At 66.9% G+C, this 16862-nt stretch carries 7 protein-coding genes; 5 read left to right on the forward strand and 2 right to left on the reverse strand.

Going from position 1 to position 16862, the window contains the following annotated elements; genetic code table 11:
* Position 1: 1 nt before the first annotated feature.
* Genes OKA04_RS09450 through OKA04_RS09465 form a run of 4 tightly spaced genes read left to right on the forward strand, consistent with a single transcriptional unit; the run spans position 2 to position 13708 of the window.
* Positions 2–667, forward strand: coding sequence for a hypothetical protein (locus OKA04_RS09450; RefSeq protein WP_264500907.1), 666 nt, complete (start codon positions 2–4; stop codon positions 665–667).
* A gap of 40 nt (positions 668–707) precedes the next feature.
* Positions 708–1592 (forward strand): peptidylprolyl isomerase, encoded by an 885-nt coding sequence (locus OKA04_RS09455; protein WP_264500908.1) that lies wholly within the window; start codon positions 708–710, stop codon positions 1590–1592.
* Positions 1593–1624: 32 nt separating this feature from the next.
* Positions 1625–12826: a filamentous hemagglutinin family protein gene (locus tag OKA04_RS09460; RefSeq protein ID WP_264500909.1), complete on the forward strand. Its 11202-nt coding sequence runs from the start codon at positions 1625–1627 to the stop codon at positions 12824–12826.
* A gap of 33 nt (positions 12827–12859) precedes the next feature.
* On the forward strand, positions 12860–13708 hold the full coding sequence (locus OKA04_RS09465; protein WP_264500910.1) for a tetratricopeptide repeat protein: 849 nt from the start codon (positions 12860–12862) through the stop codon (positions 13706–13708).
* 40 nt (positions 13709–13748) lie between these two features.
* Here OKA04_RS09465 and OKA04_RS09470 read toward each other — a convergent pair whose 3' ends face one another.
* On the reverse strand, positions 13749–14321 hold the full coding sequence (locus OKA04_RS09470) for an NADPH-dependent FMN reductase (protein ID WP_264500911.1): 573 nt from the start codon (positions 14319–14321) through the stop codon (positions 13749–13751).
* 172 nt (positions 14322–14493) lie between these two features.
* Positions 14494–15687 carry a hypothetical protein gene (locus OKA04_RS09475; protein ID WP_264500912.1) on the reverse strand — a complete coding sequence of 398 codons (1194 nt, stop codon included), beginning with the start codon at positions 15685–15687 and terminating at the stop codon, positions 14494–14496.
* A 287-nt stretch (positions 15688–15974) separates the two neighbouring features.
* On the opposite strand from OKA04_RS09475, the gene OKA04_RS09480 reads away from it, so the two are divergent.
* Positions 15975–16814 (forward strand): PEP-CTERM sorting domain-containing protein, encoded by an 840-nt coding sequence (locus OKA04_RS09480; protein ID WP_264500913.1) that lies wholly within the window; start codon positions 15975–15977, stop codon positions 16812–16814.
* Positions 16815–16862: the final 48 nt, after the last annotated feature.

A 16862-nucleotide genomic window follows, 5' to 3' on the forward strand; every position in this document is an offset into this window, starting at 1 on the left:
CATGTCACTCTCCCTTTCCCGCTCCATCCTGCTCCTCGCCTGCATGCTGCCGCTCGCCGTCGCGCGCGGCCAGGAGGCGGCGGAGGACCCGCAGGCCGCCGCGAATGCGAAGCTCCGTGCCTCGCTGCGCGACACCATGCTCCAGCTCCGCACCGCGCAGACCGAGGCCGCGCAGGCCAAGGCGGACAAGGCGCTGGCCGACGAGAAGATCGCCGAGCTGACTAAGAAGTCCGCCGACCTGGCAAAGCAGTCCGCCGAGGACCAGGCCGCATCGAAGAAGGCGATCGAGAAGCTCACCGTCGATTACAAGGAGCTTGAGACGAAATACGCTGCACTCGACCAGGCGCTCGCGAAGTGGAAGGAAGGCTACGCCAAGGCCGCCGCCGTCGCGAACGCGAAGGAAGGCGAGCGTGCGAAGCTGGCCGACGAGAAGTCCGTGCTCCAGGCAAAGGTGCGCGACCACAAGTCGCAGAACCTCGAGCTCTACCGTCTCGCGACCGAGATCCTGGAACGCTACCGCAGCTTCGGCGTGGGTGACGCGCTGAAGGCCCGCGAGCCCTTCACCGGCATCACGAAGGCCCGCCTGGAATCCCAGGTGCAGGACTACCGCGACAAGGTCGAGGACGCCCGCATCCCCGCCGAGGGCGAGAAGAAAGCAGCCCGCTGATCCCGTCACGGCATCCCGACTATCACCGTTTCATCTTTTCATGCATCGCATCCTTTTCTCCTGCCTCGCCCTGCTTGCCCCGCTGCACGCGCAATCCGCCAAGACCGTCGTCGCCAAGGTGGGCGATGCCGAGGTCTATGTGGACGACCTGCAAGGATGGCTCGCCGGCCTGGAACCCGCCCAGCGCGAGGCTGCCAAGAAGCAACCATCGCTGCTCACGGAGGCCGTTCGCACCCTGCTCGTGCAGCGCCTGGTGCTGCAGGAAGCCGAGGCGAAGAAGTGGGCGGATCGCCCCGAGGTCGCCGCGGCCATCCAGCGCCAGCGCTCCACCATCGTTGCCGAGAGCTACCTGCGCTCCGTCGCCCAGCCCGCCGCGGATTTCCCCGATGAGGAGACCTTGAAGAAGGCCTACGAGGCAGCCGGTGACGCGCTGATGATCCAGCGCCGCCACAAGCTCGCGCAGGTCTTCATCGCCGCTCCAGAAGCTGCAAAGGACAAGGCCGCGAAGGACGCCGAAGTCGCCGAGGTGAAGAAGAAGCTGGCCGCCGCCGGTGCCGACTTCGCCGCGATCGCCCGCGCGCACAGCGAGGAAGCCGCGTCCGCAGGCAAGGGCGGCGAGATCGGCTGGCTGGATGAAAATCTCATCGAGGAAGGCATCCGCGCCGAGGTCACGAAGGTCTCGAAGGGTGGCGTCACCCCGCCGATTCTGCTCAAGGACGGCTGGCATTTCGTCAAGGTGCTCGACCGCGAGGAACCGCGGAAGCTCACCTTCGACGAAGTGAAGCCGCGCCTCGCCGAGCGCCTCCGCGAGCAGCAGGCACAGGCCGCCAGCCAAGCCTATGTGGCGAAACTGTTGCAGGACCATCCGGTGGTCATCAACGAGATTGAGCTGCCCAAGGTCCTTGCCGAGCCGAAGTCGAAGTAACCCGTTTCCGAGTTCTCTTTTCCCCGTCCGTCATGTCGCCCGTCCGCCATCCTCGCCTGCTCCGCCGCACGTCACAAGCCGCAGGCACCGCCCTGCTCTTGCTCGGGGAGATCGGCCTGCTCGCCACGCCCGCCATGGCGGGGGATATCCTGCGGGGCGGCAGGGCAGGGGGCGGAGCACCGCAGGGCGCGGCGAATCCGGTCGGCACCACGCCGCCACCGATCGTGCCCTCCGGCGGCACCACGCGTGACTCGCTCGCGCGCACGGCCATGGCCATCCAGTCCGTGCAGGCGATGCAGCTCGCCGCGCGCAATCTGGCGAACAACGGCGGCAATCACGCGAACACGAATCCGAACGGCACCGGCGCGATCCTGCCCGACGTGCCGGACGGCCTCACGCCCGGCGGCCTGCAGGTCGACCCGCGCGTCACCGGCCCCGGCTCGCCCCACTGGACCGGTGCGAACCTTCCCGTCCAGACCACTACCTCCGGCGGCACCGCGCAGGTCACCGTGAAGCAGACCGCCCAGCAGGCGCTGCTGAATTGGCAGACCTTCAACGTCGGCAAGAACACCACGCTCACCTTCGACCAATCGGCGGGCGGTGCCAACGTGGGCCAGTGGACGGCATTCAATTTCATCAACGATCCGCTCGCCAATCCGACGCAGATCCTCGGGAAGATCGAGGCACCCGGGCAGGTGTATATCATGAACCGCAACGGCATCGTCTTCGGCGGTTCCTCGCAGGTGAATGTCCGCGGCCTCACCGTTTCGTCGCTGCCGATCAATACGAACCTGATCGCGAACGGCCTGCTGAACAACCCGGACTCGCAGTTCCTTTTCTCCGGCCTCGCCATCCCCGCGGGAGCGAATGGCACGCCCGCCTTCACCCCGGAGGCACCTCACCCGGATCTCGGCCGCTATGGCGACGTGGTGGTGGAAGCCGGTGCGATCCTCAACAGCCCCACCGATGCCGCGAAGGTCGGCGGGCGCATCACGCTCGTCGGTCCGAATGTCACGAACCGCGGCAGCATTCTCACGCCCGATGGCCAGGCCATCCTCGCCGCGGGCATGCAGGTCGGCTTCGCCGCGCATGATACGAATGACCCGAGCCTGCGTGGCCTGGATGTCTTCATCGGCCAGGCGTCCGGATACGCGGGCACGGCGACGAATGACGGCCTCATCGAGGCGATGCGTGGCAGCATCGTCATGGCGGGCCGGGCCATCGCGCAGAATGGCGCGCTAACCTCCACCACCTCCGTCGCGCTGAATGGTCGCATTGATCTGCTCGCGCACTACAATGCGGTCGCGAACACGGCCTACAATCCGACGAACACCACCACGGGCCGCCCCTTCATCTATCAGGATAGCGGCACGGTCAGCCTCGGCGAGGGGAGCCTCATCAGCATCCTGCCCGAGCTGACCAGCAAGGACACGACCGTGGGCACACAGCTCGCGCTCCGCTCGCAGGTGAATATTGCCGGTCGCTCCGTGTATCTCGGCGAGGACTCGCTGATGTACGCTCCGAATGCGAAGGTGAGCATCCAGGCGGGTGAGTGGGTCCGCTTCGGCACGAATCCGCAGCCGTCCTTCGTCCAGTCCACCGGTCAGGTCTATCTCGACAAGAACGCGCAGATCGATGTCTCCGGCACCGATGGCGTGGAGGTGGGTGTCGCGCAGAATATCCTCTCCATCCAGCTCCGCGGTGCGGAGCTCGCGAATTCGCCGCTGCAGCGCGAGGGCCCGCTGCGGAATGCCACGGTGAATGTGGACATCCGCGATGCCGGCGTCTTCCAGTCGGAAATGTGGGTGGGCACCCCGCTCGCGGACATCTCCGGCTTCGCGAATCTCATCCAGCGCGGCGTGGGCCAGCTCACGGTCGCGGGTGGTTCAGTGGACATCGGTGCGGGTGGCTCCTTCGTGATGCAGTCCGGCTCTGGCATCGATGTGTCCGGCGGTTCGACCATCTTCAAGGGCGGCGTGGTGAAGACGACGCGCCTCGTCACGGCGGATGGCAGCCTCGTCGATATCGCCGATGCACGTCCGGACGAGACCTACCTGGGCATCTACGACGGCCTCACCGCCGAGGTAAACCGCAAGTGGAGCGTCAGCAATCTCTACAAGAACCCGCTCGGCCCGAGTGGCGAGCGCTACGAGGCAGACTCCGTCCAGGGCGGTGCCGGTGGCTCCATTTCCATCGCTGCGCCTTCCATGGCTCTCGATGGGAAATTCACCGGCGAGACGGTAAATGGCGCCTACCAGCGCGACACGCCCGCGCAGGCGGCGAAGCTGAGCCTCTCCTTCACCTCGCAGGACAAGAGCTACGCGAGCCTGCCGCTTCACGCACCGACACCGCCTACCGTCACCTTCCAGAGCGGCGTCACCCAGACCGCCGTCGCGGCCTTCCAGGTGGATGCTGCGGGGAATGCCGCGCCGCTCTCCGCCGAGCGCCAGGAGAATGTCTATCTCTCGCCGGAGCTCCTCGCTGGCGATGGCTTCGGCTCGCTGACGGTTTACAATCCCGATGGCGACATCGTCGTCCCGGAGAATGTCTCGCTTGTCGCCCCGGCGCTCGGATCGATCTCGCTCACGGGCACGAATGTCACCGTGGATGGCAGCATCATCGCGCCCGGCGGCAGCATCACCTTCAAGTCGTCGAACTTCACCCTCGACATGCTGAACCAGATCGCGGGCGGCAATGTGCTGCCCGCACCGCTGGCGGACCGCGGGGTCTTCACGCTGGGTGAGAAGGCGGTGATCAGCACCGCGGGCATGATCGTGGACGATCGCCCCACCACTGCCGGCTCTCCACAGGGCACGCGCGCGGTGGACGGCGGCTCGGTCAGCATCGACGCGTATTCCACCACGCTCTCGACGGGCGGCCTCATCGATGTGTCCGGCGGCGCGATCATGTCCGAGCGCGGGCGCGTCACCTATGGCGACGGCGGCTCCATCACCGTGGCCGACGGCAGCGATGATTCCCCGGTAGGCACGCTGCAGGGCGGTCGTCTCCAGCTCGGTGCCACGCTGAAGGGCTACTCCGGCGCGAAGGCGGGCTCGCTCACGCTGAATGCCTCGGCATTCCAGGTCGGCGGGACTTCCACGACTCCGGGCGTGATCGTCCTCCAGCCGGACTTCTTCAATCAGGGCGGCTTCGGCAGCTTCTCGCTCACCGGCCTCAGCATGCCGGATGGCGCGGGCGGATCCATCCCCGGGCTCTCCATCGCGGAGGGCACCGTGATCGCGCCGGTGGTACAGGGCCTCATCGCCAGCAGCCCGGACTCGCCGGTCTTCTCGCTTTCCACCGTGCTCCAGGAGGAGGGCGTGCGCACTCCGGTGAGCCTCACCTTCGGCGCGAAGGGCGTCTCCGCCGCTCCCGTGGGTCTCATCTCCCGCGGCGGCGTGGTGATGGGCGAGGGCGCGGTGATCCGCACGGATGCGCAGGGCACCGTGGTCTTCAATGGCCAGACCGTCGCCATCCACGGCACCGTCGAGGCACCGGCGGGCAGCATCACCATCAATGGCGCGAACAGCCTGCCGTCGAACAGCGTGCCGACCAGCGCCGCGGCCACCACGCTCATCGGCTCCACCGCGCGTCTCTCCACCGCTGGCACCACCGTCCTCACCTCAAATCCCCTCGGCCTCCGCCAGGGCAAGGTGCTCGGTGGCGGCAGCATCACCGTCACCGGCAATATCATCGCGGAAACCGGTGCCGTGCTCGATGTCTCCGGCACCAGCGGCGTGCTGGATCTCCCGCCCGGCTACCTTTCCCTCTCCCGCGCCGAGCAGCGCGCAGCCCGCGGTCGCGACTACGTCCCGGTGACTCGCGAGACGAATGGCGGCAGCATCACTCTCTCCGGGGCACAGATGCTCTACTCGGATGCTACGCTCGTCGCGAATGCAGGCGGCAAGTCGGCCACCGGCGGCTCGCTCACCGTTTCCTCCGGCCGCTTCATCACGCCCGGACAGGCATATACCAGCGCGGACACGAATCTCATCGTCACGCAGACCGGCCCGAATCTTCCTGCGGGAAACCCCGGCATCGGCGAGACACTGCGCGATGCCGATGGCAATGTGATCGCGGGCATCGGCAATTTCGCGGTTGACCGCTTCGCCGCGGGTGGCTTCGACTCGCTCACGCTGAATGGCAATGTCCGCTTCGAGGGCGACGTGACCATCCAGACGCCGGGCCGCCTGCGCGTGGCCAGCGGTGGCGTCATCACTGCTACGGGGAATGTAGTACTGGATGCCTCGCACGTCGCGCTCGGCCAGGCCTTCCGCCCGCCCGCCGCGGCAGGCGAGGTGATCACCCGCTTCACCAGCACGGATACCAGCGGCACCACCACCCCCTACGCCTTCGCCCCGGTCCATGGCACGGGCGATCTCACGGTGAAGGCACAGCTCATCGATGTGGGAGATCTTTCCCTCCAGAGCATCGGCCACGCCGACTTCATCGCCACGAAGGGCGACATCCGCGGGAATGGCACGCTCAGCGCCGCGGGCGACCTCACCTTCGAGGCCGGGCAGATCTACCCGACCACCGGCTCCGCCTTCAATATCTTCGCCTACGATCACGCGGGCGGGAAGGGCTCCGTGACCATCCGCAAGGGCGAGCAGCGCGCTCTGCCATACTCGGCCGGCGGCACGCTCTCCATCCACGCGTCCACCATCGTGCAGGGCGGCACCCTGCGCGCGCCCATCGGCACCATCAATCTCGGCTGGGATGGCACGGGCACCGCGCCGGTGAATCCCATCGCGGGCACCACCGTGGCGGCCCCGGTCACCACGCACGTCACGCTTTCCTCCGGCAGCGTCACCTCCGTCTCCGCCATCGACCCGGTCACGGGCAAGGGCGTGATCCTCCCGTATGGCCTCAGCCTCGACGGCAACTCGTGGATCGATCTCGCGGGGAACAACATCACCGTCGGTGGCGTGCCGTCGAAGGAGATCAATCTCGCGGGCCTCGACGTCACCAGCGAGGCGGGCTCCGTCATCGACATGAGGGGCGGCGGCAATCTCTACGCCTACCGCTGGATCTCCGGCAACGGTGGCCGCAAGGACGTGCTCGACAATTCCGGTGCCTTCGCCGTGATCCCCGGCTACGGCTTCGACTACGCGCCGTATGCCGCCAATAGCAGCACCTCCACGGTGGGCGGCGATCCCGGCTATGTGAATGCCGGCCTGCGCGTGGGTGACCAGATCACGCTCGGTGCATCCTCCGGCCTGCCCGCAGGCACCTACACGCTGCTGCCTGCACGCTACGCGCTTCTTCCCGGTGCCTTCCTCGTCACTCCCGGCAGCGGCACGCCCGCGGGCACGGTGAAGCGCCCCGACGGCTCGGCCATCGTCTCCGGTTACCGGGCGAACAACCTCGACCCGTCCCGCACCGGCGCGACCGTCATCTCGAATTTCGAGGTGGCCTCCGCGAAGGTCGTCCGCGCGCGCTCGGAGTATCAGGATCTCTACGCGAATACGACACTGCGCGAGGCCGCGATCGCCCGCGAGTTCGCCGTGCCGCGCCTGCCCGTGGATGCGGGCTACCTTTCCTTCACCGCCACCACCGGCATGAGATTGGGAGGCACCGTCACCTCCACCGCGCCGCAGGGCGGACGTGGCGGCGTGGTCGATATCAATAGCCCTGTGGACATCTTCATCAATGCCACCGGCACCGGCGGCCCCGAGGGCAGCCTCACGCTCAGCTCCACGTTGCTGAATAGCTTCGGCGCGGAGAGCATCCTCATCGGCGGCATCCGCACCTTTGGCACGGACGGCGCCACCGTCAGCGTCGGCACGGGGAATCTGACCGTGGACAATGCCGGGTCTGCACTCACCGGCAGCGATATCATCCTCGTCGCGAAGAACGACCTGACGCTGAAGGACGGCTCGCTCGTCACCAGCACCGGCTCGGTGAATACCGACGATCTCATCCTCGGCAATGCCGCCGTGGCAGGCAGCGGGGATGGCACGCTGGTCCGCGTGAGCGGTGACACCACCACCGGTCTCACGCGCCGCGGTGTCACCTCCGCCACGAATGCCCGCCTGCAGGTGGGCGCGGGCTCCATCCTCACCGGCGGCAGCATCACGCTCGACTCCACCTACGCCACCTCCTTCGACGGCACCGCGCGCCTGAATGGCACCTCGGTCTCGCTGAACAGCGGCCGCATCAGCCTGCTGCTCGACGGAGCAGGCACGCTCGACCCCGCGAACTACGGCCTGGTGCTTTCCGGCCAGGCGCTCGCGGCGCTCCAGTCCACGGCGAAGAGCTTGTCGATGACGAGCTACTCATCGCTCGATGTCTATGGCACCGGCACGGTCGGCTCGCGCGCCTTTGAGCAGCTCTCGCTGCAGGCGTCGTCGATCCGCGGCTTCAATCAGAATGGCGGCACCGCCACCTTCACCGCGTCCCACCTCATCCTCGGGAATGCGGGCGACCGCGCGGCAGGTGCGGCACCGGCGGGGCCGCTTGGCGGCACGCTCGCCTTCGACGCGAGGCAGATCACGCTCGGTGCGAATGACCTGCGCGTGGACAGCTTCGCGAATGTGAGCCTCGCAGCGGATGAACGGCTCGTCGTTTCCGGCGAGGGGTCCTTCCGCACCGCGGGCGATCTCCAGGTCCGCACCCCGCTCGTCACCGGCCTGAAGGCGGCGAACCATCTCATCGGCTCTGCCGGTCACCTCAGCGTCACTCGCCCGCCCGGCTCCTCCGCAGGTGCGAATGGCGGGCTCGGCGCGAAGCTGACGCTGGAAGGCGGCACGCTCGACGTGGCCAGCAATATCACCCTCTCCAGCGGCGAGCTCACGCTGCGCTCCACGGCGGGCAATGTGAACGTCGGCAATGCCCGAATCGACGTGGGCGGCACCGTGACGCGTTTCGTGGATGTCACGCGCTACACCGGCGGCGGCACCGTGAACCTCGAGTCGAAGGGCGGCTCGGTCATCGTCGGCCAGCCCGCCGTCATCTCCGTGGCCGCGGTTTCCGGCGGTGGAAATGCAGGCACGCTGAATGTGAGCGCCGCCGATGGCAGCCTCGTGCTCGATGGCACCATCGATGCCTCCGCAGGCAGCACCGGGCTGAAGGGCCGCTTCACGCTGGATGCCGGCTCACTCCCGGGAGAGAGCCTCGCTACTCTCGACGCGACCTTGAACAAGGGCGGCTTCACCCGCTCCCGCGACTACCGCTTCCGCAACGGCGACGTGCTCATCGACGGCCTCGCCACCTCCGGCACCTATCGCGTCGCGACGGACAACGGATCGATCACCGTCACCGCGGCTGGAGAGATCGACGCCTCGGGCAAGACCGGCGGTACCATCGACCTGAAGGCGCACCGCAGCCTCATCCTCGAGGATGGAGCTTCGCTCAGCGTCGCCGCGCGCGAATTTGACTCCGCTGGCAAGGGCGGCTCCATCGTCCTGGAAGCCGGTGCGCATCGGAATGGCGTGATCGACACCACGGCACTGCTCGACCTCCGGACGGGTGCCGTGCTCGACCTTGGCGTGGCCGCGCAGACCGCGGACAGCGCGAAGCAGGGGAAATATGCCGGAACGCTCCACCTGCGTGCGCCGCGCAATGCCGCGAACACGGACCTCCAGGTCGCGGCCATCGGCAGCACGATCAACGGGGCCTCCAGCATCCTCGTGGAGGGTTACAAGGTATACGATCTCACCGGCACGCCGAATGGCACCATCACCTCCGGCGTGCAGGGCCAGATCCTCGCCGACGGGAATGCCTTCCTCGGCAGCACCGGCAATACCGGCGCGAACTACACCGCCATGATGAACCGCCTGACCGGCGGGAATGCGGCGCTCGACCTGATCCTCGCTCCGGGTGCCGAGATCATCAACCGCACCGGCAATCTCACGCTCGGCAGCACGGGTTCCACCGCGAGCGAGGACTGGAATCTCTCCACCTTCCGCTTCGGGCCGCGCGGTGCGGCCGGCGTGCTCACGCTGCGCGCGGCGGGCGACCTGAAATTCCACAATGCGCTCAGCGACGGCTTCTCCGGGGGCACCAGCCTCTGGCTCTCGCCGCTGAATGCCTACAATGCCGCGCTGCCGGCGAATTCGCAGACCTGGTCCTACCGCCTCACCGCGGGTGCGGATTTCTCGGCAGCGAGCTTCCGCGAGGCCATTGACGGCACGGGCTCGCTCGACCTTGGCAAGGCCATCGGGTCCGCCTCTGCCACCGGTGGCAGCAACGCGACCACCGCGTCCATCATCGGAAATGCCTTCCAGGTCATCCGGACCGGCTCCGGGAACATCGACATCACCACCGGTGATGCGGTCCGCCTGCTGAATCCCTTCGCGTCGATCTACACGGCGGGCACACGTCTCGCGAATGCGAACTCGATCTTCGCCGAGAGCGACTTCGTCACGCCTATCCTCACGGGGAACAACAGCAACGGCAGCCTGGGCGCGACCCAGCAGACCTACGCCGCCTCCTACAGCATGGCGGGTGGCAATGTCACCATCACCGCGGGCGGGAACATCGAGCGGAAGACGAACAACAACTCCGGCCTCATCGACGACTCGTCACGCCAGCTCCCGAACAACTGGCTCTACCGCCGCGGCCTCGTGGGTGCGGACGGCACGTATGGATCCGTCCGCGTCTCAACCGGACTCGGCGGTGCGACCGACGCCGCTGCCTCCACCACCTGGTGGGTGGACTTCAGCAATTTCTTCCAGAGTGTCGGCGCGCTCGGTGGTGGCAATGTCACCATGACCGCGGGCAACGACATCACCAACGTGGATGCCGTGATCCCGACGAATGCCCGCACGCCGCGCGGTACGCCTGATGCCACGAAGCTCGTGGAGCTGGGCGGCGGCGATCTCACCGTGACCGCCGGTGGCGACATCAGCGGCGGCGTTTACTACGTCGAGCGCGGCCGCGGCATCCTGGATGCCGGTGGCAGCATCACGACGAATGCCACGCGCTCGCTCTCGCTCGGCCTGCTGGGGAATCTGAACAACCCGGCGGCGGCGCGGCTTTCCGATCTCGCCTGGATGCCCACCACGCTCTTCCTGGGCAAGGGAAGCTTCGACATCACCGCCCGCGGCGATGTGCTCCTCGGCCCGGTGGCAAATCCCTTCCTGCTGCCGCAGGGGATGAACAACCGCTTCTGGTACAAGACACACTTCAGCACCTACGCCGCGGACAGCAGCGTGACGGCGCTCTCGCTCGGCGGTGACGTGGACTGGCGCTCCTCCGTGGCGCTCACGCGGGATGGCGATACGTCCTTCCTCCGCGCGTGGACGGAGACCCAGCAGATGCTCGGCGGCTCGGGCAGCGCGGCGAATTTCCAGCCATGGTTGCGCGTCGTGGAAACCAGCGCGGTGCCGTATGACTCGGTCTTCTCGCTCGCCGCGCCGACGCTCTCGCTGACCGCGCTTTCCGGCGATGTGAATCTCGGTGGCAGCATCACGCTCTCGCCCGCATCCCGCGGCCAGCTTGAGATCGTGGCAAGCGGTGCGGTGAATGCGCTGCAGGCGCTGGGCCGCTCGTCTCAGGCGGGCTTTGAGCAGCGGGTGTGGAGTACCGCGAGGATCAATGTCTCGGATGCCGATCCCTCGGCCATCGCCTCGGCGATCCGTCCGCTCGGTCGCCCGACACCCAGCAACGCGACGAACGCCACCTCGCTGGATGCGATCAATGCGCTCTTCAATGAGTCCGGTTCCTACACCGGCATCTACGGCGTCACGCAGACGAAGCAGGCGCTGCACACCGCCGGCCTGTTGCACGCGGGGGATGCCGAGCCCGTCCGCATTTACGCGGGCGGCGGGGATATTTCCGGCCTCACGCTTTTCAGCCCGAAGGCGACGCGCGTCGTCGCGGCGAATGACATCACCGACGTCTCCTTCTATATCCAGAATCTGCGCGGGTCGGACGTGAGCCTCGTCTCCGCAGGCCGCGACATCATCGCCTACAATGCGAGCTCGCCCTTCCGCGTGGAGGCCACCACGGGCAGCAATACGATGGTGAGCAATACCACGCCGCTCGCCGGGGACATCCAGATCGCCGGTCCCGGCACGCTGGAGGTGCTGGCAGGGCGGAATCTCGACCTTGGCATCGGGCCCGGCAATGCCGACGGCACTGGCGCGGGCGTCACCAGCATCGGCAACCTGCGGAATCCCTACCTGACGAATGACGGTGCGGACCTCGTCCTCGGCGCTGGCATTGGTGCCGCTGTGGGCTTGGCCGAGAGCGACCTGAATTTCGCGAATTTCATCACGACCTACGTGAAGGGCCCGAAGGGCGCGGACTACCTGAAGGAAGTCGCGCCGGGCGTGAACTTCGACGAGCAGCCGCCGGAAGAGCAGGCACGCATCGCGCTGGAGGTCTTCTACCTCGTGATGCGCGATACCGGCCGTGACTTCAACAATCCGGAGAGCGAGGGGTATCGCAACTACGACTCCGGCATGGCGGCGATCAAGGCGCTCTTCGGCGAGGAAGCCGGTGCGTGGGATGGCGACATCCTCGCCCGTGCCCGCGACATCCGCACCCGCAGCGGCGGCAGCATCAGCATCTTCGCTCCGGGCGGCGGGCTCTCGCTGTCGAATACGACCATCGGCAATCCGCTCGCGCCTCCGGGCGTGGTCACGGAGTCCGGCGGGGATATCTCCATCTTCACCCACGAGAGCGTGGACATCGGCATCGGCCGTATCTTCACCCTGCGCGGTGGCAATGCGGTGATCTGGTCCACCACGGGCGACATCGCCGCGGGCTCCTCCTCGCGCACCGTTCAGGCGGCCCCGCCGACGCGCGTGATCGTGGATCCGCAGAGCGCCTCCGTGCAGACGGACCTCGCCGGTCTCGCGACCGGTGGTGGCATCGGCGTGCTCGCCACGGTGGCAGGCGTGGAGCCCGGCGACGTGGACCTCATCGCTCCCGCCGGCATCATCGACGCCGGTGACGCGGGCATCCGCGTGAGTGGCAATATCAACCTCGCAGCCGTGACGGTGGTGAATGCCGGCAACATCTCCGCCGGTGGCAATACCGCCGGTGCCCCGGCTGCCCCGTCCGCACCGAGCATCTCCGCCACGACCAACGCTTCCAACAACGCCGCCGCCGCCTCCCAAGGTGCCGAGGCGAAGCCCGCCGACCGCACTGAAGAGACGCCGGTGGAGGAAGTGGAGTCTCCCTCCGTCATCACCGTGGAAGTCCTCGGCTACGGCGGAGGCAGCGGGGATGAGGAAGAAGACGAGGAGGACGACGAAGAAGGCGAAGAGGAAGAAGGCGCCTGATGCTCGTCTCCTGATTTCCATCAAGGGATAGTCATGAAATCACCGCTCCTCGCGCTTCTCTTCGCCGCCTTGATTCCGGTCGCTCCGGTGCAAGCCGCCGGTGAGGATGCGGCCGCGCTTTATCGCCAGGGGCGCGATCTCTTCCACGGGAAGGGTGTGGCGAAGGATCCCGTGAAAGCACGCGAGATCCTCGGCCAGTCGTCGGATCTCGGCGACGTGAATGCGAAGACGCTGCTCTCCTTCATGATGGCGCAGGGCATCGGCGGTGAGAAAGATGCTGCGGCGGCTTTCAAACTCGTCCTGTCCGCTGCCGGGACGGGAAATGCGGATGCGTGCGTCAATGCGGGCGCGATGCTCCAGTCGGGGCTCGGCACGAAGAAGGATGCCGCGGCGGCGCTCGGCTGGTTCGAGAAAGCTGCCGCTGCAGGATCCGTCTCGGGAAGCTTGAAGCTCGGCGAGATCCATTACTTCGGCGACGATGGCGTGCCGCAGGATTACGCGAAGGCGCTGCCGCCGCTCACCGTGGCGGCGGAGGGAGGCGATGCCCGGGCCCGCACGATCCTCGGCTCCATGCATGAATTTGGCCAAGGCGTGGCTACCGATCGCAAGGCCGCGCTGAAGTGGTATGAAGCCGCGGCCCGTCAAGGCGATGCCAGGGCCCAGGCAAATCTGGGCCGCCTGCTCAGTGGTGGGAATCCAGAGGAGCAGGACCGCATCGCCGCCTACGCGTGGCTGAAGCTTGCCGCGCTGAAAGGCGAGGCCATGGGCAGCATCACGCTGGCGAATGTCGCCGCCGGATTGGACGATGCGCAGAAGCAGGAGGCCGAAAAGCGCTATGCTGAATTGCTGCGCGAGACGAATCCCCCTCGCCTCGGGAAGTGAGGTGAGAGGTGGCCAATCCCGCGATGGGGATGCCGCCTTGTTAGCCTAGCTTCCCGGCCACGGAGAGCACCTCCTGGATCACGCCGCGCACGGACTTCTCCGCCGACTCTTCGGTGAGCTTTCCGGTGTCGTCGAATTTTCCGTCAGCCCCGCTGAGCGAGAATTGCTTCGGCACGACGAGCACGCCGATGTTCCCGAGGATGGCGCGCAGATGCACCAGTCCGCGCAGGCCGCCCAGCTTGCCCGGCGAGGCGGAAAGCAGGCCCGCCACTTTGCCGCGATACGCGGAGAGCGCGGGCTCGTCGTCCGTTTCGGTGCGGCTCACCCAGTCGATGTAGTTCTTCATCAGGGGCGCGATGGACGAGTTGTATTCCGGCGAGACGAAGAGGATCGCATCCGCCGCGGTGAATCGCTCCTTCAGCCGCTTCGCCGCCTCGGGCAGGCCGGTGGCATCCTCGATCTCCTGGTTGAAAAGAGGCAGGTCATACTCCGCGGGATCGATGAGATCCACCTCCGCCCCGGCATCGGTGGCGACCCTCGCGGCCACTGCGGCGAGCTTGCGATTGTAGGAGTCACGGCGGGCACTGCCCGGGAGGATGAGGAGCTTGGTCATTCAATCCACACCCATGCCCCATTTCCGGCGTGAGGAAAGCGAAGATCTGCCTTTCACGCGATCGCACTCCACGGCGAGTGCTGAAACGAAGGAACCCTCCCCGCCGGGTGTGGCAAGGGAGGGTTGACTTGTTAGAAGATGCGATGGTGAGGCTGCGATGCCTCCCGCCTGGTCAGGGCTGCGTGTAGCGGATGCGGCCGAAGAGCTTGCCGCCGGTGGCGACGGACTTCGGCACGGTGATGGTGATCTGGTCGGGGTTCGTGCCATTGTCCACCACGCCGATGCTCGCGCTGCCGACGGTGCCGCCGGTTTCGCCCACGGGCACGTCGGTCCAGCTTGTGAGGTTGCTTCCGTATTGGAAGATGAGCGTGGAGCCTGCCTTCGCATCGTCGCGGCGGTTGAAGGTGAAGACGAAGTTCGCACCCGTGGCATTCAGGGTCGGGAGGATGGAAGTGTCCGGGGTGCCGGGATTTCCGTTGAGGAGGAATTCCAGCAGGTTCTCGAGGCCATCGCCATCGGGATCGGCGGTCGGGAGGCGCTTGGCCGGGGTGTCGAGCGCGGGGAAGGTGGCGATCCAGGTATCGTAGCCACCCTGCGGCTGCGTGCTGCCCGCGGTGATGACGATGTCGCCGCCGCTGGTGATGCCCACGGAGCCCTCATATGCGCCGGTGCCCACGGAGCCGGTGGGATTCGCACCCGTATTCGTCGGGAGGATGCGCTGGACATCCACATAGGTGGTGCCGCCGGACTGGCCAAAGGAGGCCTGGATCATGCCGGTGAAAATGTCGTAGGCAGGCCCGGCAGACGGGTTCCACTTCGTCCAGCTGTTCTCCCAGCTCACGGAGTCGGTCTGGCTCAGCACTGCGGCACCGCTGGCGGTGGGGTTCAGCGTGCGGACCATTTCTTCCTGTCCGGTCAGCCTGCTTCCGGCCACGCCGAGCGAGTTCGAGGTATATCCGGTCCAGATTGCGGCGCTGCCCGGAGTCGCGGCGGCGGCGGACACATAGACCGTGCGGGAAGGATCACCAGCCACCGGAGCGGCGGCGCCGAGGCCACTGTTAGGAGAGGAACTCAGGTTTCCGATCACGCCGAAGTGGAGGTCGGTGCGCGAGTACCAGTTGGCACCGTAGGCGGCTACGAGGTCCGCGCTGATGTTGCCGCGCACGCCGGTGATCTGCCCGTCGCGGAATGCGGTGGCCGAGCCGAGGTTGAAGAAGACGTTCGTCGATGCGCCCGTGCCGCCCGTGGCTTGCACGCCGAGCAGGAGATTGCCATTCTCGAAGGTCCACGCGGCGGTGGCCACGGACGGGGCGACGAGGAGCGAGGCGACGGCGAGGATGCTGCGGAGCTTGTGATGAGCGTTCATGGGTCCGGGATGGAGGTCTCATTGGCAGTGCAGGTCCGTATCCGGGGGGACACCTCTCCCGTGGGAGGCCCGCTTCGCCACCGCCGGTCCTAGTCTTGATGCAGGGGCATTCAACGAACCGTTCGTGACGGAGGCGTCACACAGCCGTCCTGTGCGAGCCCCGTGAACCGGCAAACCTGTGGCGTCATCGTCACGAAGCCCCCTTTGACCCGTCCTGAAGCGAGCACAAGTCTCCGAGCGCCAGACGCAACGATCCCGCGGCGTCTTCTCCCACCGCTCAAATCCACATGAAACCAAACTCCCTCACCAAGTGTGGCCTGCTCCTCGGCTCGCTGCTCGCCCTGACGGCTCCTTCCGCCATGGCGGCCTGGACCTTCCCGAATGGCAATCTCCTGCTCGGCTTCCAGGCTTCCGGCGGCCAAGGTTCCACCACCAACGTTTTCTTCGACCTCGGCTCGGCCACGGCCTTCCGTGACAATCCGAACCAAGGCCTGCTCGGCAACATCGGCGCCGACCTCGCCGCCGCCTACGGTGCCAACTGGTACTCGCGCACCGACCTTCACTTTGGCGTGGTGGGCAACCTGAACTTCGCTCCTAACAGCGGCCTCGGCTCCGCCGCCGCGGTGGATGGCGACCCTTCCCGCACCTTCTACGTCTCCGCCCCGACGATCGACATCGGCAGCGGTGCTCTCCAGACCGGCCAGACCGGCAACTCGCTCGGCGTGGCAGGCAACTACTTCGCAGGCCAGGAAGCCATGGTCCGCACGCTGACGGCCACGGCCAATGGCACCGTATCCATCACCCAGGGTGCCAATCCCACCGAGTGGGCAAACGGCTGGACCACCTGGAATACCGTCGGCGGCAGCAGCTACAGCACGCTCGCCGGCATCCAGGACACCTTCGGCCAGTCGGGCTCGGTGAACTACCTCGATATCCAGCGTATCATCTCCACGAACACCGGCGCGAATCCTGCCGGCACCGTGGGCACAGGCGCATGGGTCGGCACCATCGGCATCGGCAATGACGGCAGCCTCTATGCCATCCCGGAGCCGTCCGCCATGGCACTGGCCGGCCTCGCAGGCATCGCCGCCGCATTCCGCCGCCGCCGCACCTCCGCCAAGGCCTGAGCCCGCATCTCCGTCCCGATTGACCACGAGCAGCACCACTCTCCTCCC

It is taken from the genome of Luteolibacter flavescens (genome assembly GCF_025950085.1).
Taxonomy (GTDB): Bacteria; Verrucomicrobiota; Verrucomicrobiia; order Verrucomicrobiales; family Akkermansiaceae; genus Haloferula; species Haloferula flavescens.